The sequence below is a fragment of the Luedemannella helvata genome, assembly GCF_039528415.1.
Taxonomy (GTDB): domain Bacteria; phylum Actinomycetota; class Actinomycetes; order Mycobacteriales; family Micromonosporaceae; genus Luedemannella; species Luedemannella helvata.
This window is the reverse complement of the sequence record NZ_BAAALS010000037.1, coordinates 24,595-45,750: the sequence shown is the minus strand read 5'-3', so window position 1 is coordinate 45,750 and position 21,156 is coordinate 24,595. Positions and strand designations below refer to the sequence as shown.

Annotated in this window: 20 protein-coding genes and 1 tRNA gene; 8 read left to right on the top strand and 13 right to left on the bottom strand. The window is 71.5% G+C overall.

All coding sequences use genetic code 11. From position 1 onward, the window contains the following. The 3 genes from ABD191_RS26000 to ABD191_RS25990 all read left to right on the top strand — a co-directional run. On the top strand, positions 1 to 293 hold a 293-nt coding region (locus ABD191_RS26000; RefSeq protein ID WP_344087565.1), incomplete at its 5' end, for a MarR family transcriptional regulator. Between the two features lie 306 nt (positions 294 to 599). After that, positions 600 to 845: a helix-turn-helix domain-containing protein gene (locus ABD191_RS25995; RefSeq protein WP_344087563.1), complete on the top strand. Its 246-nt coding sequence runs from the start codon at positions 600 to 602 to the stop codon at positions 843 to 845. Further along, on the top strand, positions 842 to 2,233 hold the full coding sequence (locus tag ABD191_RS25990) for a tyrosine-type recombinase/integrase (RefSeq protein ID WP_344087560.1): 1,392 nt from the start codon (positions 842 to 844) through the stop codon (positions 2,231 to 2,233). The genes ABD191_RS25995 and ABD191_RS25990 overlap by 4 nt, the downstream gene beginning before the upstream one ends. 79 nt (positions 2,234 to 2,312) lie before the next feature. Here the strand turns inward: ABD191_RS25990 and ABD191_RS25985 are convergent. The 3 genes from ABD191_RS25985 to ABD191_RS25975 all read right to left on the bottom strand — a co-directional run bounded on the left by ABD191_RS25985 (position 2,313) and on the right by ABD191_RS25975 (position 6,579). Continuing rightward, a tRNA-Met gene (locus tag ABD191_RS25985) sits at positions 2,313 to 2,386 on the bottom strand. A 130-nt stretch (positions 2,387 to 2,516) separates the two neighbouring features. Then, complete coding sequence (locus ABD191_RS25980) at positions 2,517 to 5,480, bottom strand: UPF0182 family membrane protein (RefSeq protein WP_344087575.1); 2,964 nt, start codon at positions 5,478 to 5,480, stop codon at positions 2,517 to 2,519. A gap of 82 nt (positions 5,481 to 5,562) precedes the next feature. Next, positions 5,563 to 6,579: a YlbL family protein gene (locus ABD191_RS25975; RefSeq protein ID WP_344087557.1), complete on the bottom strand. Its 1,017-nt coding sequence runs from the start codon at positions 6,577 to 6,579 to the stop codon at positions 5,563 to 5,565. 97 nt (positions 6,580 to 6,676) lie between these two features. Between ABD191_RS25975 and ABD191_RS25970 the strand changes: the two genes are divergently transcribed. Then, entirely contained in the window at positions 6,677 to 7,963 is a 1,287-nt protein-coding gene (locus tag ABD191_RS25970; protein ID WP_344087554.1) for a zinc-dependent metalloprotease, read from the top strand. A gap of 2 nt (positions 7,964 to 7,965) precedes the next feature. Here the strand turns inward: ABD191_RS25970 and ABD191_RS25965 are convergent, their stop codons facing one another. Then, positions 7,966 to 8,583: a hypothetical protein gene (locus tag ABD191_RS25965; RefSeq protein ID WP_344087551.1), complete on the bottom strand. Its 618-nt coding sequence runs from the start codon at positions 8,581 to 8,583 to the stop codon at positions 7,966 to 7,968. A 5-nt stretch (positions 8,584 to 8,588) separates the two neighbouring features. After that, the gene (locus ABD191_RS25960) at positions 8,589 to 9,122 is read right to left on the bottom strand and encodes a M48 metallopeptidase family protein (protein ID WP_344087573.1); all 534 of its coding nucleotides are present in this window, start codon (positions 9,120 to 9,122) and stop codon (positions 8,589 to 8,591) included. 233 nt (positions 9,123 to 9,355) lie between these two features. On the opposite strand from ABD191_RS25960, the gene ABD191_RS25955 reads away from it, so the two are divergent. The 3 genes from ABD191_RS25955 (at position 9,356) to ABD191_RS25945 (ending at position 12,088) form a co-directional block, all read left to right on the top strand. Then, entirely contained in the window at positions 9,356 to 9,517 is a 162-nt protein-coding gene (locus ABD191_RS25955) for a DUF5679 domain-containing protein (RefSeq protein WP_344087548.1), read from the top strand. Between the two features lie 126 nt (positions 9,518 to 9,643). Beyond that, positions 9,644 to 10,738 (top strand): hypothetical protein, encoded by a 1,095-nt coding sequence (locus ABD191_RS25950; RefSeq protein WP_344087545.1) that lies wholly within the window; start codon positions 9,644 to 9,646, stop codon positions 10,736 to 10,738. Between the two features lie 15 nt (positions 10,739 to 10,753). After that, on the top strand, positions 10,754 to 12,088 hold the full coding sequence (locus tag ABD191_RS25945; protein ID WP_344087542.1) for an ABC1 kinase family protein: 1,335 nt from the start codon (positions 10,754 to 10,756) through the stop codon (positions 12,086 to 12,088). Between the two features lie 740 nt (positions 12,089 to 12,828). Here the strand turns inward: ABD191_RS25945 and ABD191_RS25940 are convergent. The 3 genes from ABD191_RS25940 to ABD191_RS25930 all read right to left on the bottom strand — a co-directional run bounded on the left by ABD191_RS25940 (position 12,829) and on the right by ABD191_RS25930 (position 15,958). After that, on the bottom strand, positions 12,829 to 13,200 hold the full coding sequence (locus ABD191_RS25940; RefSeq protein ID WP_344087539.1) for a WhiB family transcriptional regulator: 372 nt from the start codon (positions 13,198 to 13,200) through the stop codon (positions 12,829 to 12,831). A gap of 115 nt (positions 13,201 to 13,315) precedes the next feature. After that, positions 13,316 to 13,696 carry a hypothetical protein gene (locus ABD191_RS25935; protein WP_344087536.1) on the bottom strand — a complete coding sequence of 127 codons (381 nt, stop codon included), beginning with the start codon at positions 13,694 to 13,696 and terminating at the stop codon, positions 13,316 to 13,318. Between the two features lie 117 nt (positions 13,697 to 13,813). Continuing rightward, the gene (locus ABD191_RS25930) at positions 13,814 to 15,958 is read right to left on the bottom strand and encodes an ATP-dependent DNA helicase UvrD2 (protein ID WP_344087533.1); all 2,145 of its coding nucleotides are present in this window, start codon (positions 15,956 to 15,958) and stop codon (positions 13,814 to 13,816) included. Between the two features lie 96 nt (positions 15,959 to 16,054). Here ABD191_RS25930 and ABD191_RS25925 point away from each other — a divergent pair, with 96 nt between their 5' ends. Beyond that, entirely contained in the window at positions 16,055 to 16,294 is a 240-nt protein-coding gene (locus tag ABD191_RS25925) for a mycoredoxin (RefSeq protein WP_344087530.1), read from the top strand. Here the strand turns inward: ABD191_RS25925 and nudC are convergent. The 5 genes from nudC to ABD191_RS25900 all read right to left on the bottom strand — a co-directional run bounded on the left by nudC (position 16,291) and on the right by ABD191_RS25900 (position 21,090). Further along, complete coding sequence (gene nudC / locus ABD191_RS25920) at positions 16,291 to 17,238, bottom strand: NAD(+) diphosphatase (RefSeq protein ID WP_344087527.1); 948 nt, start codon at positions 17,236 to 17,238, stop codon at positions 16,291 to 16,293. The genes ABD191_RS25925 and nudC overlap by 4 nt on opposite strands. Continuing rightward, positions 17,235 to 18,590 carry a M16 family metallopeptidase gene (locus ABD191_RS25915; RefSeq protein WP_344087524.1) on the bottom strand — a complete coding sequence of 452 codons (1,356 nt, stop codon included), beginning with the start codon at positions 18,588 to 18,590 and terminating at the stop codon, positions 17,235 to 17,237. The genes nudC and ABD191_RS25915 overlap by 4 nt, the downstream gene beginning before the upstream one ends. Beyond that, the gene (locus tag ABD191_RS25910) at positions 18,587 to 19,930 is read right to left on the bottom strand and encodes a M16 family metallopeptidase (protein ID WP_425560870.1); all 1,344 of its coding nucleotides are present in this window, start codon (positions 19,928 to 19,930) and stop codon (positions 18,587 to 18,589) included. The genes ABD191_RS25915 and ABD191_RS25910 overlap by 4 nt, the downstream gene beginning before the upstream one ends. Before the next feature lie 121 nt (positions 19,931 to 20,051). Continuing rightward, on the bottom strand, positions 20,052 to 20,900 hold the full coding sequence (locus tag ABD191_RS25905) for a hypothetical protein (protein ID WP_344087521.1): 849 nt from the start codon (positions 20,898 to 20,900) through the stop codon (positions 20,052 to 20,054). 37 nt (positions 20,901 to 20,937) lie between these two features. Further along, positions 20,938 to 21,090, bottom strand: coding sequence for a hypothetical protein (locus ABD191_RS25900; RefSeq protein WP_344087518.1), 153 nt, complete (start codon positions 21,088 to 21,090; stop codon positions 20,938 to 20,940). Between the last annotated feature and the right edge of the window lie 66 nt (positions 21,091 to 21,156).

The window sequence follows — 21,156 nt, the reverse complement described above, 5'->3', positions numbered from 1 at the left end:
GCCGCGACGTGGACGAGTCGGAATACGCGCTGCGGTTCTACCCCGAGGTCGGGGCATGGTCGATGCTCGACGGGCCGCCAGCCGAGTACGCCATGGGCGACAGCCGCGCCCGCATCCTGCGCTGGCTGCGCACCAACGGCGCGGCCACCCCGAAGACGATCGCGGCGGGGACCGGACTCGATCACGGCACCGTCAAGAAGACCTGCCAGCGCATGCTCACCGACGCCCAGCTCCACGCCGACGCAGGCGGCACCTACCGCGCGAGCGACGACGAGTCGGGGACAGCGCCGTAGGTGTCCCCCGTGTCCCCCGTGTCCCCCGTGTCCCCCAACTGCCGCTGACCAGGGCATTTGCATTTGATCTAGGGGGACACGGGGGCCTGGGTGTCCCCCTAGATCGCTGAAACACGCTCGGGGCGAGTCAGGCGATCAACGAATGTAAGCGCATCCAAGCCGTGTTTCAGCACAGACCCTACCCAACACTCGCAGAAGGCATAGATCTTGGCTCAGCGACGCGCACAGCGGGCCGTTCTACGGCCCGTCACGAACGACGCATACGCATCCCCCACCGAAGGTGCCCCGACGACGAAAGGCGCTCAGATGCGATCCAGTGCCAACGGACAGCCGGTCGAGACGACGACCGGAAGCGGTTCGATCAACGTGAACGGGCTGCCCGCGCTCATTTCCATCCCGTTGGCGGCCAAGATTCTCGGCCTGAGCCGTGCGTCCGCGTACCGGTACGCGGCGGCCGAGGAACTGCCGATCAAGCGTCTTGGCGGCCGGGTGTACGTGATCACCGCCAGGCTGCGACCGCTGTTCGACGGGATCGACGAGGTGGCCGCGTGACGAAGCCGCCGAAGAAGCGCGCGCCCATCCCTGGCGTGGTGGTCTACCAGCGTGGGCGGAAGTGGGCCTACCGGATCGAGTTGGAGCGTGACCCGCTGACCGGGGACCGGCGGTGGGAGTACAAGAGCGGGTTCACGACCGAGGAGGAGGCGTGGACCAAGGCGATCGAGGCAAAGGCCGAGCACGAGCGCGGCCAGCGCGTTAGCCCGTCCAAGCGGACCGTCGCGGAGTTCATGGCCGAGTGGCTCGCGGCGGTCCGGGAGGCGATCAAGCCGACGACGTACACGAACTACGTGGACTACTGGAAGGCGTACGGGGTACGTGTGCTGGGCTGGCGGAACCTACAGGATCTCGACGTGCCCACGCTGAACACGTTCTACCGCCACCTGCTCACAGCGGGACGCTGCAAGCCGGACAACAACACCGTCATGTACGAGTACTGGTCGACCCGGCAGGTCGCCGGGGTGGAGCCGAGTCCGAAGGAGATTAGCGAGAACTGCAACGTCACGATCCACGCCGCGCGGCACGCGGTGCAGCGCTACCGGCGGGGCCGCAAGCCGGTGGCGAAGCCGGCCGGACTGGCGACCAAGACGGTCAAGAACGTTCACCGGATGCTGCACCGGGCGCTGAGCGACGCGGTGGCCTGGCGCTACCTGTCCTACAACCCGGCCGTACACGCGAGCCTCCCCCGCGAGCGGCGGCAGACCCGGCGCCGCAAGGGCTCGACGTGGACGCCCGACGAACTGAACACGTGGCTCAAGGTGGCCGTCCGTGACCGCGACGCCGCGCTGTGGGTCCTGGTCGCGACGACCGGGGCGCGGCGGTCGGAGCTGGCCGGCGCGGAGTGCGACCTGCTCGACTGCGACGCGGCCACGCTGGACCTGTTGGACACGCGGGTCGTGGTGGACGGCAAGGCCGCTGACTCGGACGGCAAGACGGCCAGCGGCAACCGCACGATCTCGCTGGACCCGATCACGGTGGCCTACCTGCGAAAGCACCTCGCCATGCTGGACGAGGAGCGTCGAGCGTTCGGGGACAGCTACCAGGACCACGGCAAGCTGTTCTGCCACCCGGACGGGCGGCCGATCCACCCGGACACGATCACCCGGCGGTTCAACCGCTTGGTGGACCGGGCCGGGGTGCCCCGGATCCGCCTGCACGACGTGCGCCACACGTACGCCACCCTGTCGCTGGACGCGGGCGTTGACCCGAAGATCGTGAGTGACCGGATCGGTCACGCCAACATGGCGTACACGCTCCAGATCTACACGCACCGGTCGACCGGACGGGACCGGGGCGCAGCCGAGACGGTCGCTGACGTGATCTTCGGCGAGGCGTGGCAACCGCCGGCCGACCCTACGGAAGACGACGACGAAGCGGCAGCGTAGAGCGCTGTTGGTTACCGATCTGGTTTCCAGACAACGAAAACGCCCCCTCAGATGATCTCTGAGGGGGCGTTTTTCCTAGTAGCGGGGCTAGGATTTGAACCTAGGACCTCTGGGTTATGAGCCCAGCGAGCTACCGAGCTGCTCCACCCCGCGTCGCCTTGGAAACCTTAGCTCATGTCCACCCGGAACCGCAAAGAGGATGACCCACGTCACCCGCCCGGGAACAATGAACCGGATTGGTACCCATAGGTACCAATCCGGTTCATGATCTCCAAGGGCCTGGTCAGCCGCCCGGGTTGGCGGCCTTCTGCGCCGCCTCGAACTCCTTGATGGCGGCGTCCAACTCGGCGAGCGCCTTGCCGTACTCCTCGAAGTTGCCGGACGTCTGGGCCGCGCGGAGCTTGTCGATCGCGGCCTGGACCTTTGCCGTCGCCTCCGCCAGGTCGCCCGCCGGTGGCGCGGCCGGCGTGGACGGCGGCGTCGTCGTGGGCGTCGACGGCGGTGTTGTCGGTGTGGTCGGGTTGGTGGGGTTGGTCGGCTGTGTCGGCGGCGCTGTGGAGGTGCCCTTGACCAGCTGCGCGATGGCCTGGTCGAGGGTGTCCGCGTAGCCGAGCTTGTCGCCGTAGCTGACCAGGACCTTCTTCAGCAGCGGGAACGGGTTGCTCACGTTGCTCTTGAGGTACACGGGCTGGACGTAGAGCATGCCGCCGCCGTACGGCAGGGACAGCAGGTTGCCGTAGACCAGCTGGGACTGGCCGCCGGTGCCCTGCAGCAGGTTCAGCGACTGTCTCGTGTCCGGGTCGTTGGCCATGTTCTGCTGCGACTGGCCCGGGCCGGGGATGCGGTTCTCCCGCGGCAGCTCGAGCAGCTCCAACTTCGGCTCGCCGTTGACGTAGCGGCCTGTCATGAGCGCCGCCAGGTTCTGCCGGTCCTTGGGCGTCAGCGCCGCGGTGAGCTGGAAGGTGACCTCAGTCTCGCCCGGGAACTGGGTCAGCAGGTAGTACGGCGGCTGCTTGCCCGTGGTGGTGGCAGTGCCGTGCCGCGCCGGGTCGTCGGGCACCTGCCAGAAGTCCGCCCCGGAGTTGAACTCCTTCGGGTCCATCACGTGGAACCGCGACAGCAGGTCCCGCTGCACCTTGAACAGGTCCTCGGGGTAGCGGAAGTGCGCGGCCAGCTCGGCCGGGATCTCGGCCTTCGGCTTGACGAGCTTGCCGCCGAACGCCTTGTTCCAGGCCTTGAGCACCGGGTCGGCCTCGTCGAAGTTGTACAGCGTGACCGTGCCGTCGTACGCGTCGACCGTGGCCTTCACGGAGTTGCGGATGTAGTTGATGTTCTCCTTGGCCTGGGCGGCCACGCCGCCGGCCCCGGTGAGCGCGTCCGTGGTCGACTCGGCCAGGTCGGTGCGGTCCGAGTACGGGTACGTCGACGAGGTCGTGTAGCCGTCCAGGATCCAGACGATCTTCCCGCCGATCACGGCCGGGTACGGGTCGCCGTCCAGCGTGAGGAACGGGGCGACCTTCTTCACGCGCTCGCGCGGGTCGCGGATGTAGAGCAGCTTGGAGTTGTCGTTGAACGCGTCCGAGAGGATGAAGTTGCCCTCGCGGTAGTGCAGTGCGTAGAGCAGCCGGCGGCCGAAGGAGCCGACGTCGACGCCCCCGGCGCCCTGGTAGGTGTAGTGCTGCTCGCTCTCGCCGGCCGGGCGGTCGAACTCGGTGTCCGTGGTCGAGCCGTCGGGACGGCCCACCACGACGTAGTCCGTGGCCAGTTCGCCGTAGTAGATGCGCGGCTGCTGCGCCGAGATCAGCTCGGTGGACGAGGCGCAGCCCGACGGCGTGCCGTTCTCGCCGGAGGCGGCCTGTTCGCCGAGGAAGCCGCCCGAGACGAAGTACGGCAGGCCGTTGCAGACCGTCTTGTTCGCGGGCGCGGCCACGAAGCCGTACCCGTGGGTGAACACCGTGTGCTTGTTCTGCCAGTTGGTCTGCTGGCCGGTCAGCTTGGTGTAGTTGATCTCCCGGACCCCCACGACGTAGTCCTGGGTCTTCCCGTTGATCGTGTACCGGTCGATGTCGAGCTGCTCGTTGAAGTCGTAGATGTTGCGGATCTGCTGGGCCTGGGTGAACGCGTCGGACACGACCGCCGGGTCGAGCAGCCGGATGTTGGGCACGACCGTGTTGTCCGTGGTCAGCGAGGCCGGGGGCGTCAGCGTGTTCGCCGCGTATCCCTTCGTCTGGACCTTGTCCAGCCCGTACGCGGCCAGGGTGCCGTCGATGGTGCGCTTGATGTACGGCGCTTCCTTGTCGCGGATGTTCGGCTTGACCGTGAACTGCTGCACGGCGGCCGGGTACGCCCCGCCGACCGCGACCGCCGCGATGCCGAGCAGCGCCAGCGAGGCGCCGGCCCACACGAGGTTGCGCCCGCGGATGTTGGAGAAGACGATGACCGCCACGGCGACCAGCACGGAGATGTAGCCGAGGATCTCCTTGGCGGGCAGCAGGGCGTTGATGTCCGTGTACCCGGCGCCCAACAGGTCGGTGCCCTCGTTGAAGTCGAGCAGCAGGGCGCGCCGGTCCAGCACGTACGCGGCGGCCTTGAGGAGCACGAACACGGCGATCAGCGTGGTGAGGTGGATCCGCGCCGCGGTCGTCATCCGGTCGCCGACGCCCTGCAGGCGCACGCCGCCGTAGAGGTAGTGCATGGCGAGCGAGCCGATGATGGCCAGCGTCGTGGCGGCGAAGCCGAAGTCGAGCAGGTAGCGCCAGAACGGGTAGTCGAAGACGTAGAAGCCGACGTCGACCTTGAACTCCGGGTCGAGGACGCCGAACTTTCCGCCGTTGGCGAACAGCAGCCACTGCTGCCAGCGCCCCTGCGCGGCGAGACCGGCGAACAGGCCCACCAGGCCGGCGATCAGACCCAGCCACAGCTTGATGCGCGGCGTCAGCAACACCCGGTAACGGTCGAGAGCGTGCTGTTCGAGCGAGTTGGCCCGCAGCAGCGGCCTCGTCCGGTATGCGAGGTAGAGGTTACCGAAGACGATCCCCGCCATCACGACGCCGAAGATCAGGAACAACAACAACCTCGTACGCAACATGCCCGCGAACACGCTGGTGAAGCCGACTTCGCCGAACCATAGCCAGTCGGTCCACAGGTTGACGATCCGGTCGGCGAACATAAAGACGATCAGCACGACGGCGAGGACCACGATCGTGACTCGACCGCGTCGACTGACTCTGGGCAGGGGGCTTCGCATCACCACGGGGGACAACACTACGGTGTGCGCGCTACCCCGTCCCCTCCACCACAGGTCAAGACTCGCGGTGAATCGGCAACTCTCAGCGGGTACACAGCGGGGGTTGACCGCCCTCACGGATGGTCTTCAGCGCGGCGAGCGCGTCGTCGAGGGTCGAGACCTCGACGGTCGTCAGCCCCTCCTGCGGGTTGGCGGCCGCCTCGGCGCAGTTGTCCTTCGGGGTGAGGAAGTACGTGGCCCCGTCGCGCCTGGCGGCCACGAGCTTCTGCGGCACGCCGCCGATCGGGCCCACCTTCCCCTTGTCGTCGATCGAGCCCGTACCCGCAATGATCTTGCCGCCGGTGAGGTCGGCCGGGTCGAGCTTGTCGATGATGCCGAGGCTGAGCATCAGGCCGGCCGACGGGCCGCCGACGTCCTCCACCGGGATCTTCACGGTGAACGGGTGTGGCCGGACCACCTTCGGGGTGACGCCGATGCGCGGGGTGCCGTCGTCACCCGCCACCGTCTTGATCTTCACGGTCTGCGGCTTGTCGGCGCGGATGATCTCGATGGTCAGCTCGGTGCCGACCGGCTTGGCGCGGATGAGCTCCAGCAGCTTGTCGGTCGTCGTGACCGGGGTGCCGTCGACGGAGACGAAGACGTCGTCCTCCTTGAGCACGCCCGCCGCGGGCGCCCCCTCGCCGACCTTCGCCACGGCGACGCGCTCCTCGTACCCGAGCTTGGCGAGCGCCGCCAGCTGGGCGCTGGACTCCGACCGGGCGAACTCCTCGGCGTTCTGCTGCTCGACCTCCTTCTCGGTCTTGTCCGGGGGGTAGACCAGCTCGCGCGGCACGACGGCCGCGTCACGCTGCCACCAGCCGCGCAGGGCCTCAAGGAGGGTCAGGTTGGGCCGGACCCGCACGGTCACGAAGAGCAGTTCGCCCTCGGACTTGCTGGTCTCCTTGCCGGTGATCGAGATCACCGCGTCGTCGGCCGCCACCGTGTCGTATGTCGGGCCGGGCTCCATCTGGACGTACGGCACGTCGGCGCTGCCCACCAGCCACGTCAGCGCCACCACGAGCACGGCGCCGACCACGACGGTTGTCGCACGTCTTTTCATGACCACGGAGCCTACCCAGCCGCCGCCCGTGTTCGCCTGCGGCGTACTCAGCTTGCTGCCAGGGTTTGACGGGACACCGGCGAGTACGGTGGAGCGCATGACCAACCCTCCGTTCGGCTTCTCGCTCCCCGGCGGCCAGGGCGGGCCGGACCCGAACGACCCGGCCCAGATGCAGGCGATCCTGGCTCAGCTCCAGCAGCTGATGGCGGCCGGCTCGGGTCCGGTCAACTGGGATCTGGCCACCCAGATCGCCCAATCGCAGCTGACGGACGACCCGGCGGTGTCCGGCCCCCAGCGCGAGGCGGCCGCGGAGGTCCTCCGCCTGGCCGACCTGTGGCTGGAGCCACAGTCCGCGCTGCCCTCCGGCATCGGCCACATCGAGGCGTGGCGGCGCGCCGAATGGCTCACCAAGACCCTGCCCGTGTGGAAGAAGCTGTGCGATCCGGTGGCCAAGCACATGGTCAACGCGATGAGCGACCTCGTACCCGAGGAGATGCGCGCCCAGCTCGGGCCGATGTCGGCGATGCTCAGCTCGGTCGGCGGAGCCGTGTTCGGCAGTCAGCTCGGCACCGCCCTGGCGTCCCTGGCGGGCGAGGTCCTCTCCGCCGGCGACATCGGGCTCCCCCTCGGCCCGACCGGCACCGCCGCGCTCCTGCCCAAGAACATCAGCGAGTACGGCGAGGGCCTGGAGATTCCCGAGGACCAGGTGCGCCTGTACGTGGCCCTACGCGAGGCCGCCCACCAGCGCCTCTTCGGCCACGTTCCCTGGCTGCGCGGGCACGTGCTGGCCGCCGTCGAGGCGTACGCGGCCGGCATCCGCGTCGACCGCGAGGCCATCGAGGAGGCCATGGGACGCATCGACCCCATGGACCCCGAGTCGATGCAGACCCTGTCGCTGGAGGGCATCTTCACGCCCGAGGAGTCGCCCGCCCAGCAGGCGGCGCTGGCCCGGCTGGAGACCATCCTGGCGCTCGTCGAGGGCTGGGTGGCGCACGTCGTGGACGCCGCCGCGGCCGGCCGCCTGCCCGACGCCGTGCGCCTGGCCGAGACGTTCCGCCGCCGCCGCGCGGCGGGCGGCCCCGCCGAGCAGACCTTCGCCGCCCTCGTGGGCCTGGAGCTGCGCCCCCGCCGGCTGCGCGAGGCCACCGCGCTGTGGGCCGCCCTCACCGAACACCGGGGCGTGGAGGGCCGCGACGGCATCTGGGCACACCCCGACCTGCTGCCGACCGGCGACGACTTCACCGACCCGGCGCGCTTCGCGGCGGGCACCCCGGCCGAGGACTCGTTCGTCATCCCCGACGACCTGAGCGGCCTTGACCTCAACGCGCCGCCGGACGAGCACTCCGACGACGACACCGAACCGGGCACCAATCCCAAGCCGTAACGCTAGGCCTCCAGGAGGGCGCGGGTGGCGTCCCAGCCCTCCAGCCGGGGATCCAGGCCGGCGAGGACCTCCGGGCGGCGCAGGCGGTGCCAGCCGGCCGTGGAGACCACGTCGGTGAGCTGGGGCGCAGCCCGGCGGACGGCGAGGATGTCCAGGTCGTCGAGCCCGGCGTCGGGCAGCCATTCGGGGGCCGGCAGTCGGGACGCGAAGCCCAGCAAGCCAGCGCCGTCGACGGCGGGCGCCACGGCGACCGGGCGGGTGGTCAGCGGACGCAGCAGCTTGGCGATCACGAGCCCGGGCAGGTCCGGAGCATCACCGGCGATCAAAGCGACCTGATCCGGCGACGCGCCGAGCGCGGGTGCCGGCGCGGCCGCTACCGCCCTCACGAGGTCGGGCAGGCGCGCGCTCTGTGCGGCGTACCAGGGAAGTCCAGGCCAACCCACCTCGGACCGCAACCAGAGGTCGGCGGCCGGCACGACGACGGCTGGTTCGACCTCCGCCATCAGGGCGAGGACGTCGAGGAGGTCCTCGGCCAGGGCGACGCGCCAGGCGCGCGGGTCCTGGCCGGGCGGGATCCAGACGGGCGGGGTGAGGACGGCGGCGGCGACACGGCGGGTCATGGGGGTCAATCCTCGCTGATGCCGAGGCCGGCCGCGGCGGACACCCCTTCCAGGTAGCCGCGGGCGCGCTCGGCCTTGGGATAGCGGGCCACGAGCGACCAGAAGCGCGCGTTGTGGAACGGCACGACGAGGTGGGCCAGCTCGTGCAGGAGCACGTAGTCGAGGACCCACTCGGGGAAGTCCATGATCCGGGCGGAGATCCGGATGGTGCGGTCGGCGGGGGTGCAGGAGCCCCAGCGGCCGTGCTGGTTGGTCACCCAGCGGACCGAGATCGGCGCGTGGGCGGCGCGCTGGTCGGACAGGTGGCGGTCGATCAGGCGCTGGGCGCGTTCGGCCAGGTAGGTGTCCGTGCGGCGGCTGCGCTGCTCGCGGGCGTCGAGGCGGGCGAGCATGCGGTCGACCCACTCGCGTTCCTCCGCGCCGGAGAACTGGGCCGGGATGAGGACGACGACGCGCTCCCCATCGCGGTAGGCGGACACGGTCCGCCGGCGGCGCTGGCTGCGTCGCACTTCAACGTCCGGCCGGCGCGGCACGGACACGAGGGTGCGAGCCAGCGCGGGCACCGGGGGATGAGCACCCACGTTCGGCAACCTAGCCCGCAGTGGCCTACCCTCCGCAAGGGGCAAGTCTGCGATCTTGAGACTATATGACCTGGTTGGCGGGGGTTTTCGACGAAAGATTCCACCGTTCGGCCACCGGCGTGTCTCGGGCGAATTCGGGCATACCGCGCGGACACTTCATGAGTTGTAGAAAACAGGCGGAGGAGGAGTCCGTGGCCGAGAAGGCACAGACGTACAACGGATACTGCGTCAAGTGCAAGGAGAAGCGCGACTACGAGGGCACCGTCGAGGTGTCCAAGAGCGGCATGAAGATGGCCAAGGGCAAGTGCCCCGTCTGCGGCACGACCGTCAACCGGATCCTCGGCAAGGCCTGAACGCTCACTAGCCGCAGTGGGCGCTGTGGACAACGTCCCCGCCCGCTGTGGATAACTCCGGGAAATCATGGCCGACGCTGTGGATAAACAGCAAAGTAGCTACCGTGAGTGACACCATGAAGCACCATGAGTCGCCCGACGGATCGCCGGCCCGTCCTCGTTCCCGCCCTGCGCCGCCTCTGGCGTGACGCACACCGCCTGCAACTCGGCACCGATCCACGGCGCGCCGTGATGATCGAGTTCCCCGACCCGGCGGGCGTACGCGTGCTCGACCTGCTCGACGGCACCCGGACCGAACGGGTACTCGTTCGGGAGGCCGCCGAGTTCGGCATCGCGGCGGACGACGCCCTGGCACTCGTGGCCGAACTGGACCGGCTCGGGCTCGTCCTCGACGCGCCCGCCCTGGAGCCGACCACCGTGCCGGAACCCGCCCGACGGCGTCTCGCCCCCGAGGCGACCGCCCTCGCGCTGTCCGCCCTCGGCCACGGCGCCGGTCGCGGCCAGGCCTCGCCCGCCGACGTCCTCGACCGTCGGCGGGCCGCCCGGGTACGCGTCACCGGGGCGAGCCGGCTCGCCGTCCCGATCACGTGCACCCTCGCCTCGGCCGGCGTGGGTCACCTCGACCCGGCCGTCACCGGAGTGACCCGGCTCTCCGACGCCAGCCCGGCCGGCCTGGCGCCCGCGGACGCGTTCCGGCCCCGCGGCCTCGCCGCTGCCGAGGCCGTCCGCCGCTGCGCGCCGGACGCGCTCATCCAGCACATCCCACCGGGTACGGCCACCGTCGAGGTACTCGTCGGGTTCGGCGCGCCCGCCGGGCTGGTGGCGCTCGCCCACGACCGGCGCCAGGTCGCCCACCTGGCCGTGTCCGTGCGGGACGGCACCGTCGTGGTGGGCCCGTTCGTGCTGCCCGGGCGTACGCCCTGCCTGAACTGCGTAGACCTGCACCGGCGCGACCGCGACCCGGACTGGCCCGCGCTGGCCGCCCAGCTGCACACCGTGGCCGAGGCCGCCGACACCGTGGCGGTCACGACGATGCTGGTCGGGGCCGCGTACGCCGCCGCGGAGGTGACCGCGCACATCGACGGCGGACAGCCCGTCACCCTCGGCGCGACCGTCGAGATCGCCGGGCCGGGCCTGGAACGCCGGCGACGGTGGACCGCCCACCCGACGTGCGGTTGTCTCACAGTCGACGCACGCCACACCCGTACCGGCACTTCTTAGTGTTCAATTGATCGGGTGACCGACATCCCCCGACGGGCGGTCAGCCGCACGGCCCGTCTCGCCTCCCTCCCCATCGGCTTCGCGGGGCGCGCGGCATGGGGCTTCGGCAAGAAGGTCACCGGCCTGGCCAACGAGGTCATCACCACCGAGGTGCAGCAGCGCACCGCGGAACACCTTTTCAAGGTGTTGGGCCAGCTCAAGGGCGGCGCCATGAAGATGGGCCAGGCGCTGTCGGTCTTCGAGGCCGCGCTGCCCGAGGAGATCGCCGGGCCGTACCGGGCGGCGCTCACCAAGCTGCAGGAGGCCGCCCCGCCGCTGCCCGCGGCGACCGTACACAAGGTGCTCGCCGAAGAGCTGGGCCCGCAGTGGCGGCGCAAGTTCAAGGAACTCGACGACTCCCCCGCCGCGGCCGCCAGCATCGGCCAGGTCCACCGCGCCGTCTGGAAGGACGGCCGCGAGGTCGCCGTCAAGATCCAGTACCCGGGGGCAGGTCCCGCCCTCGTCGCCGACCTCAACCAGCTCGCCCGGTTCGCCGGGTTGTTCAAGGTGATCCAGCCCGGCCTCGACGTCAAGCCGCTCGTCACCGAGCTGCGCGAACGCGTCGCCGAGGAACTGGACTACCGCCTCGAGGCCACCACCCAGAAGGCCTTCGCCAAGGCGTACGCCGACGACGAGGAGATCCTCGTGCCCAACGTCGTCGCGTACTCCGACAAGGTCCTGGTCACCGAATGGGTGGACGGCGTCCCGCTCGCGCAGGTCATCGACTCCGGCGCGCCGGCCGATCGCGACCTCGCCGGGCTGCGCATGGCGACCCTGCACTTCTCCGCGCCCACCCGCGCCGGCCTGCTGCACGCCGACCCGCACCCGGGCAACTTCCGGCTGATGGAGGACTCCCGGCTGGCCGTCCTCGACTTCGGGGCGGTCGCCCGCATGCCCGACGGCCACATGGAGCCCGTCGGCCGCATCACCCGGCTCGCGCTGGAGGGCCGCGCCGCCGAGGTACTCGACGGCCTGCGGGCCGAGGGCTTCATCTCCGGCGACGTCGACGTGGACGCCGACGAGCTCCTGGAGTACGTTCGCCCGCTGCTCGACCCGGTCGCCGCCGAGGAGTTCCAGTTCACCCGCGCCTGGCTGCGCGGCGAGGCGGCCCGCCTGGGCAACCCGCGCGGGCCGGCGTTCCAGTTCGGCAAGCAGCTCAACCTGCCGCCGAGCTACCTGATGCTGCACCGCGTCACGCTCGGCTCGATTGGCGTCCTGTGCCAGCTGGAGGCCAAGGCCCCCTACCGCGCGGTCGTCCGCCGCTGGCTGCCCGGCTTCGCCTCCCCCGCCGCCCCCAGCCGCACCCACTAACGCCCCCACGCCGCCCCGGCCCGCGGGGTTCCTCGCGCCGCGCGGAGGCGCGCTGCACCGTCCCTCGCGCCGCACGAAGGCGCGCTGCGCCCTCCCTCGCGCCGCGCGAAGGCGCGCTGCGCCCTCCCTCGCGCCGCGCGGAGGCGCGCTGCGCCAAGGTGCGCACTTCGGCTGCTTAATCACCCTGACGTAGCCGCCGAAGTGCGCACCTTGCCGACGGATTGGGCCGCCCGACCACGGGCCCCGACGTTTGGGTGGAAAGGCGTGTTATTCGGAGGTGGTATTACACGCGGAACCGCCCAAACGTCGGGCAGGCGACGCGCGCAGGGGCTACGACGCGCGCAGCGGCAGGCGACGCGCGCAGCAGACAGGCGACGCGCGCAGCGGGCAGGCAGGCGACGCGCAGAGGGGGCGGCGGGGGTGGGGCGTGTCGCCCGGGGAATGCGGCGCGGCCGGCCCACGGTGTGGGCCGGCCGCGCGTGTGTGTTGTCAGACGGACCGGTACCAGTTGCCCATCGCGCGGGCCTGCTCGCGGCGGGCCTGCATGGCGATGCGACGGGCGCCACGGGTGCCGGCGCTGTTACGGAGAGCCTCAGAGCGGTTCTGAGGCGATCGCATTCGTACGCGGCTCAGGGCTTCATTGATGAGATACATAGCGGTAGTGCTCCTTGGGCGGGTCTGCTGGTGAGTCATCGGGGTTCGCTCTTTCGTGATTCGCTTCGCGTTGGCGCTCATGACGGTCAGGCCACCTTGATCAGGTCGGCGGCCCGCAGGCCGCTGGCGCCGACCAGAGCCGACGTCCGGTGGGCGAGTTCGACGCGCTGCGCGGCGTCGCGGGCGACGTCCTCCTTACGGGGCCGGCCACGCGGCCGCTTGCGCGGCACGACGGCACCCCGCTCGAAGATCTCGCCGCCCCAGACACCCCACGGCTCCTCGCGCTCGATCGCACCGGCGAGGCACTCGACGCGCAGCGGGCAGCCCCCGCAGAGCGCCTTCGCGACCTCGAGGTCGGCCGGCGTGTCCGCGAACCACAGGTCCGGGTCGTACTGGCGGCACGGAAGGTCCGCACCCAGCTCGACACTGAAGTCGAGCGTCTGTGTCGCCAGATTCATCTCCCGGTTCACCTCTCTCTCGTTCGTTGATCTCGTGGATCGGTGGTGCAAATAAAGGAGGCCGCGGATCCCGGTTGTCGGGTTCCGCGGCCTCGAGGTGAGCCGGTGGTCTGTTTTAGACCGGCCTTCCTCGAGGTGGAACCCCGCCGCTGTGGCGCAGCGACGTCGCCATTCCGGCGCCCTTGGCATCCGTCTTGACCTTGTTGCTGATGGTGCTGGTGGTGCGGGACTGCTCGTCGAAGCTGATCGTGGAAATTTCGACAGTCGTCCCCTGCTGCTGCGCGGAGGTCGGCACGAGCCGGACCTCATAACCCGATACGGCGGCGACCGGCAGGGTGGCGGCAGCCGCCACGGGAGCCAACGCCCAGTTAGCCGCGGTCTGAACAGCCGACGAGCCCACGACGCAAGCGTGGGCAACGGCCGGCACAACCTGGGTCGTCTGGGCAGACGTCGGCACCGACGGTCGCGTGGTCGTCCAGTTCTCCACCGTCGTCACCCCTTTCTGCCTTGGCCGGACACCGCTACCTCGGTGCCGGGACGTACCCACTAAGAACTCCCAGCTCTTCGCTGGTGAGAGCAGGTTATGCCCTCCCCGAAGGGTTGGGCAACTGAATTAACTGAGGATTTCGCCAACTGCCTCAACGGCCTCATGACCAGGATCTTTGTCAGCCGGAGGGAGGACGTCGGCGGGTTGCGCGCCGTCGACCAACGCGAGCACGGCCGCGCCGTAGAGGCCGAGTTTGCGCGGCCCGATCCCGGCGATGTCGACGAGCTGTGCCTCGCTCGACGGCGCCCGCTCGGCGATCGCGGTCAGCGTGGCGTCCGTGAACACCACGTAGGGCGGCACATGCGATGTCGCGGCGACCGATGCCCGCCAGGTGCGCAGGCGCTCGAACAGCTCATCATCCATCGTCGACGGGCAGTCGGCGCACCGCCCGAGCTTGCGCGCGGCCGCGTCGGTGAGAGTCGCGCCACATACCCGACACGGCACGGCGATCATCCGCCGCCGCGTACCGTCCGCGTCGCGCGACGCCCGCCGCCGCTCGCGAGCGACCGGCGGATCCGAGCGGTCGACCGGCAGGAAGCGCGACGCCCGCCGCTGCCGCCCGCCCGGGGCGCGGGCCGCCGCGTAGCTCAGGGTCAGGTACTGCCGGGCCCGCGTGATGCCGACGTAGAGCAGCCGCCGCTCCTCCTCCAACGCCTCCGGCGTCTTCGCGTACGGGGTGGGCAGTGTCCCCTCGCTCAGCCCCACCACGAACACGGCGTCCCACTCCAGGCCCTTGGCCGCGTGCAGGCTGGCCAGCGTCACGCCCTCCACCGTCGGCGCGTGCTGCGTCGCCGCCCGCCGGGACAGTTCGGCGTTGAACTCCGCGAGCCCGCCGGAGGCGTACTCCTCGGAGAGGGTGACCAGCGCGGACAGTGCCTCCCACCGCTCGCGCACCGCCCCACCGGGTGGGGGCGCGTCCGGCTGCCAACCGACCGCCGCGAGCGCCTCGACGACGGCCGCGCGCAGCGGCGTGCCGTCGACATAGGTGCGCGTCGCGGACCGTAGCGCCGCCATCGCCTGGCGGATCTCGACGCGCTCGAAGAACCGCTCGGCGCCCTGCACCACGTAGGGCACCCCGGCCTCGGCCAGCGCGGCCTCGTACGCCTCCGACTGGGCGTTCACGCGGAACAGCACCGCGATCTCGCGCGCGGGGGTGCCGGCGGCGACGAGCTCGGCGCAGCGGCGGGCGACGCCGGCCGCCTCGGCGGGCTCGTCCGGGTACCCGAGGATCTGGGGCTGCGGGCCGTCGGGGCGTTGGCCCACGAGTTCGAGGCGCAGCCGCGCCTCCTCGCCGCTGGCCAGCCGGATCACCTGATTGGCCAGGCCCACGACCTGCGGCGTGGACCGGTAGTCCTTCACGAGGCGGACCACCGTCCCGCTGCGGCGCCGCGCGAAGTTCACCAGGTACGCCGAGGTCGCGCCCGTGAACGAGTAGATCGTCTGGCTGGCGTCGCCGACCACGGTCAGGTCGTCGCGCCCGCCCAGCCAGGCGTCGAGCAGCCGCTGCTGGACGGGGTTCACGTCCTGGTACTCGTCGACGACGAAGTGCCGGTACTGCGCGTGGATCTGGTCGGCGACGTCGGCGTGCTCCTCGATGGCCCAGGCGCCGGCGCGCAGCAGGTCCTCGAAGTCGATCACCCCGGCGCCGCGCTTGACCCGCTCGTACGCGGCGAAGACGGCCGCGAGCTGCGCCGCCGGTACGGGCGGCTCCCGGCCCGCCTTGGCGGCCGCCACCTCGTAGTCGCCCGGCTCGACCAGCGAGGACTTCGCCCACTCGATCTCGCCGGCCAGGTCGCGGGACAGCGTACGGTCGGCGCGCAGGCCCGCCCGCCCGGCCGCCAGGCCGATCAGGCGCGCCTTGCTCTCCACCAGCTCCGGCAGCTCCCGGCCGGCAAACAGGCGCGGCGCGAAGTAGCGCAGCTGGCGCAGCGCGGCCGCGTGGAACGTGCGGGCCTGCACCCCGGGCACGCCGAGGCGGGCCAGCCGCTCGCGCATCTGCGCCGCCGCCCGGGCCGTGAAGGTGACCGCCAACACATGCCGGGGTTCGATCTCCCCCGTCAGTGCCCGGTACGCGATGCGGTGGGTGATCGCCCGCGTCTTGCCCGTACCGGCCCCGGCCAGGATGCACACCGGCCCCGCCGGCGCGGTGACGGCGGCGCGCTGCTCGTCGTCGAGGCCGGCGAGGACCCCCCGGACAGCGTCACTGGTCACAGCATCTCCCGGCACATCCGGGCATCATCGCAGCCCGTTGCGACGTTGCGTCCATAGCCAGCCCGTCATCCCCTCGTCACGAAGGACCGGTCCCCCATGCTGACGATGTACTCCACCACCTGGTGCGGCTACTGCCACCGCCTGAAATCGCAGCTCGACCGCGAGGGCATCGCGTACGAGGTGATCGACATCGAGCGCGACGAGGCCGCGGCCGAGTTCGTGATGCGCGTCAACGGCGGCAACCAGACCGTTCCGACCGTCCGCTTCCCCGACGGCTCGGCGCTCACGAACCCCTCCATCACGCAGGTCAAGCAGCAGCTCGCCGCGATCGGCTAGGCCTCGGCCCAGTCCGCGATGAGGTAGTGCGCGATCGACGACGGCGGCGCCACCGAGAAGTCGTACCCGGTGGCGCCGTCCAGCACCGCACGCACGTCGGCCCGGCGGAACCAGCGGGCGTCCGCGATCTCCGTCGGGTCGAGCCGCAGTGGCGCGTCCGAGTCGGCCACCGCGGAGAACCCCAGCATCAGACTTCCCGGGTACGGCCATGCCTGGCTGCCCTCGTAGCGCAGGTCCCAGACGGCCGTGCCCACCTCCTCGGCCACCTCGCGCGTCACCGCCTGCTCGGCGGACTCCCCCGGCTCCACGAACCCGGCGAGGCAGGAGTAGCGCCGCACGCCCGAGGCGCGCCACGCCGCGTTGTGTCCCAGCAGGCAGCGCCCGTCCGGGCCGGCCACGCCGTCATGAATGATCACGATCACGGCCGGGTCCGTGCGCGGCCAGGCGTGCGTACCCTCCGGATCCACCCGCACCCAGCCACCGTCGCGGGACTCCATGAGCGCGCCACTACCGGGGGCGAACCGGTGCCGGGCGTGCCAGTTGCTCAACGACACGGCGGTCATCAGCAGGCCCGCGTCGAGGTCGGACAGCTCGTGGCCCACCTCGCGCAGCCCCACCACCACCGCGCCCGGTACGGCCGGCAGGTCCTGCGCCACCGCGAAGTACGGCACGCCGTCGGCGTCCACGCCCAGGAACATCCGCTCCGGCAACGCCACCGACTGCGTGCCGGCGACCGTCGGCACGGGCAGCTCCGTGGAGCTGAACAGCACCAGGTGCCCGTCGACGGCGAGCGCGCGACCGTCCGACACCACCAGGATGCGGGCACGGTCCCAGGCGGCCTCCAGCCACGCCGGGTCCGTGCGGCGGTGGCTCGCCCGGTCCAGCGCGGAGCGCGCGAGCGGCGGCGGCCGCCGGGCTGCCCGCGCGGCGTCGGGCGTGGTCACGCGCCCTCGGCCGCCGTCCGCTCGACCGGGCCGAGGCTCGACAGCGGCCCGGCCACCTTCTCCGCGTCGCCGAGCACCACGGTCACGGCCTTCGCCGGCGCCAGGTAGCGGGCGGCCACCTCGGCCACGTCCTCCCGGGTCGCCGCCGCGAGGCGCTGCGCGTGCGTGGCCAGGAAGTCAAGCCGCAGGCCGAAACCGGCGTACGCGCTGGCCAGGCCGGCCAGGCCCGACTGGGTGGACATGCCGAGCAGCAGGGAGCCCAGGGCGTACTGGCGGGCCTGCTCCAGTTCGTCGACGGCGGGCGGCAGGTTGGCCAGCCGGCCCAGCTCGTACCACGTCTCCAGCAGCGCCGGGCCGGTCACCTCGGTCGCCACGTCGGCCGACAGCAGCAGCGACGACCCGGCCACCGAGTGGTCGATCAGCGAGTGCGGGCTGTACGTGTACCCCTTGTCCTCGCGGATGTTCTCCACCCACCGCGACGAGAAGTAGCCCCCGAAGATCAGGTTGGCCAGTTGCAGCGCGGCATGGTCGGGGTGCGTACGCCCGACGGCCGGCAGCGCCAGGCGCACCGACGACTGGACCGAGCCGGGCCGGTCCACCAGCAGGAGCGGCCCGGTACGCAGGTCGGGGATCGGCGGGGTGGCCGCGTCCACGCCGTTGCCCGCCCAGCCGCTCAGCGCCCGCTCGGCCGCGTCGAGGGCCGCCTGCGGGGCCAGGTCGCCGACGATGACCAGGGTCGCGCCGGCCGGGTGTACCCGCGCCGCGTGCAGGGACAGCAGCCGGTCCGTGTCGATCGCCCGTACGTCGTCCGGCTCGGGGGTCTGCACCGCGTACGGGTGACCGGCGTAGATGCGCCGCAGCTGCGCCGCCCGGGCCAGGTGCGCCGGCTGGCTGCGGGCCACCTGGATGCGGTCGGCCAGCCGGGACCGCTCGGTGAGCACCTCGTCGGCCGGGTACGCCGCGCCCGTCAGCACGTCCGCGCAGATGGCGAGGATCCGGTCCAGCCCGTCGACCAGCCCGTTGCCGGTGACGAGCAGCCGGTCGGGGTCGATGCTCGCCGACAGGGCGCCGCCCACGGACTGCAACGCCGCGGCGATGTCCACGGTGGACATCTCGGCCGTACCGGAGAACAGCGTCTGGCTGAGCACGGCCGAGCTGGCCAGCCCCGGCAGGTCAAGCTCCGTCGTGCCGAACGGCACCCGCAGCCGCACCTCGACCAGCGGCACGGACGCCCGCTGGATCGCGATCACGGTCAGCCCGTTGTCGAGCGTGCGCTCCTCGCTGTCGGGCAGCGCCAGCTCCCGGTTGGGGCCCAGTTCGGGCAGTGCCCGCATCGTCGTCGCCGCGCTCACCGCGTACCCCCTCCGGGTTGAACCTCGACCACCGCGCGACGGTGGGCGACCAGGGTGGCCGCCGCCGCGCGGACCTGCTCCTCCGTGACCGCGGACAGCAACCGCGGGAGATCGCCGACCAGGCCGGCGTCGCCGCGCTGCTGCTCGACCACGGCCATCCGCAGGGCCCGGCCCAGCACCGCGTCCGTGTCGCGCAGCAGGTGGGTGCCCATGCGGGCGACCGTGCGGGCCAGCTCGCCCGGGTCCAGCCCGTCGTGGGCCAGCCGGTCGGCCTCCTCGGTGATCACGCCCAGGACCTTGTCGGCGCCGTCGGCCGGCGCGTCGGCCGGCAGGTGGGCCTGCAGCAGCAGGGCCGTCGGGTCGCGGACCTCGAACGGCTCGCCCATGAAGCCGATGTAGCCGCCCACGCTGGTCACCGACCGGTCCTTGAGGACCAGCCGCTGGACGAGCCGCGACGCGTCGCCGTCCGTCAGGACCTCAGCGAGTACGACGTAGGGCAGGTACTCCTCGACGCTCGCGATCGGGTCGGGCACCCGCCACGCGGCCGCGACCGCCGGGAGCGGGGCCAGCGGGTCGGTGTAGGCGTTGCGGCGCTCGCTCGTGAGGTCGGGCTCGGAGAAGTCCGGCCGGGTCGGGGCCGGGCGGGCCGGCACGTCGCCGAAGTGATCCTCGACCAGGCGCCTGGCTTCCTCCACGTCAAGGTCGCCGGAGACGGCCAGGACCGCGTTGCCGGCCGCGTAGTACTTCGCGAAGAAGTCCGCCGCGTCGCTGACCGTGGCCGACTCCAGGTCCTCGAACGAGCCGTACCCGTCGTGGGCGTTGGCGAACGAGTCGAACATCACCGGCGGCAGTTTCAGCCACGGGAAGCCGCCGTAGGGCCGGTTGAGCACGTTGACCCGGATCTCCTCCTTGACCACGTCGATCTGGTTGCGCAGGTTCTCCTCCGTCAGCCGGGGCCCGCGCATCCGGTCGGCCTCCAGGAACAGGGTGCGCTCCAGGGCGTTGGCCGGCAGGGTCTCGAAGTAGTCCGTGTAGTCCAGGTGGGTGGACCCGTTGAACGTGCCACCCGCGCCCTGGATATGGCGGAAGTGGGCCAGCTTCTCCAGGTTCTCGGAGCCCTGGAACATGAGATGTTCGAAGAGGTGCGCGAAGCCGGTGCGCCCCTCGGGCTCGGATCGGATACCCACGTCGTACACGACCGCCACGCCCACCACGGGCGCGGACCGGTCGGGCGAGAGCACCACCCGCAGCCCGTTGGGCAGCGTGAACCGGACGACCTCGTAGGGGACCGTCGGGATGAGTGCGGTGGGAAGGTCGGAGGCAGATCGAAGACCGGACACGCCCTCGACCCTAGCCGCTGAACCCGCCCCGCGCGCCGGCGAGGACCGTCACTATCCGCCGGTGTCGACCGGCCGGTCGGCCGATCACCGCTCTGGGGCCAATCTGCGACTTTTGTGTGAGTTACAGCGGACGGACCGTCGTGAGGACGTCGTCGACGATCCACTCCCAGTCGGGGACCGTGTCGGGGACGGAGACGTAGAGGACCGCGGCCGTCGGGCGGCCGACGTCGATGAGCGCCACGGCCACCAGCTCGCTCCTGGCGCGCAGGGTCGGCTCGTCGAAGTGGACCCGGAACTTCGTCACCCAGGCGGGGCGACCGCCCAGCGTGGTGCTCGCCTCGCGCAGCGGCTCCAGCCGGTTGGGCTGGGGGTAGTACTCCGCCCGCACGTCCGCGGCCACCTGCCTGCCGGTGCACGCCAGGTCGACCGCGAAGCTGTCGTTCACCGTGGCCGGCACGGCGGCGCTCAGCAGCGAGGCGAGGTAGTCACCCTTCAGGTACGACTCCGTGACGAAGAACTGGCCGCTGCCGTACGGGACCTCCAGGGTGCCCATCCGCCACAGGTACGGCCACGGTCGCCACGGCGCGCCGTACGCCCGGTAGGAGATGCCCGCCCGCTCGTCGACCGTACGCGGGCCCTTCGGGGCGGGCGGGCTCGACGGCGCGGGTGACGCCTCGCCGCCGGTCGGGGGCGGGCACAGTCGGGCCAGCGTGGGCCGCACGTCGGGCGGGGCGTCCGGCGTGCTCGACAGCAGCCCCCGCCCATCGCCGAGCCCGCCGTTGAGCGCGAGGACCAGGATCACCACCAGGCCGGTCGCGACGATGGCCGCCGCCGCGCCCCCGTACCAGAAAAGGGCCCTTCGGGACGGCCTGGAGGGCGGCGGGGCCGCGGCCGTCGGCCACCACGCCGCGTCGGGGCGGCCGGTGACCGCGCCCGAAGGGAACGAGGATGGCTGGTTCTCGGCAGGCATGACGCCTGTCATTGTGCGTGCCGCCCGCCACCGCCCACTAGGGCAGCGGGCCGTCGGGTGACGTGATGTCCACGATCGGCGGCATCGGCCGGTAGCCGTCCGAGGCGAACGTGACGGCGGCGACCACCGCCAGCCCGGCCAGCGCCAGCACGATCACCACGAGCAGCTCCCGCGCGCCGGACGTCGTCATGTCACCTCCATCACCGTCATGGTCGCGCACCGCGCGTGGCCCGCGACGGCGACACCACACAACCCG

Excerpts from the sequence above, each read along its gene's own strand:
- ABD191_RS25995 (WP_344087563.1), top strand. The coding sequence starts at position 600 with ATGCGATCCAGTGCCAACGGACAGCCGGTCGAGACGACGACCGGAAGC.
- ABD191_RS25980 (WP_344087575.1), bottom strand. The coding sequence starts at position 5,480 with ATGCGAAGCCCCCTGCCCAGAGTCAGTCGACGCGGTCGAGTCACGATC.
- ABD191_RS25975 (WP_344087557.1), bottom strand. The coding sequence starts at position 6,579 with ATGAAAAGACGTGCGACAACCGTCGTGGTCGGCGCCGTGCTCGTGGTG.
- ABD191_RS25970 (WP_344087554.1), top strand. The coding sequence starts at position 6,677 with ATGACCAACCCTCCGTTCGGCTTCTCGCTCCCCGGCGGCCAGGGCGGG.
- ABD191_RS25965 (WP_344087551.1), bottom strand. The coding sequence starts at position 8,583 with ATGACCCGCCGTGTCGCCGCCGCCGTCCTCACCCCGCCCGTCTGGATC.
- ABD191_RS25950 (WP_344087545.1), top strand. The coding sequence starts at position 9,644 with ATGAGTCGCCCGACGGATCGCCGGCCCGTCCTCGTTCCCGCCCTGCGC.
- ABD191_RS25940 (WP_344087539.1), bottom strand. The coding sequence starts at position 13,200 with ATGAATCTGGCGACACAGACGCTCGACTTCAGTGTCGAGCTGGGTGCG.
- ABD191_RS25925 (WP_344087530.1), top strand. The coding sequence starts at position 16,055 with ATGCTGACGATGTACTCCACCACCTGGTGCGGCTACTGCCACCGCCTG.
- ABD191_RS25905 (WP_344087521.1), bottom strand. The coding sequence starts at position 20,900 with ATGCCTGCCGAGAACCAGCCATCCTCGTTCCCTTCGGGCGCGGTCACC.
- ABD191_RS25900 (WP_344087518.1), bottom strand. The coding sequence starts at position 21,090 with ATGACGACGTCCGGCGCGCGGGAGCTGCTCGTGGTGATCGTGCTGGCG.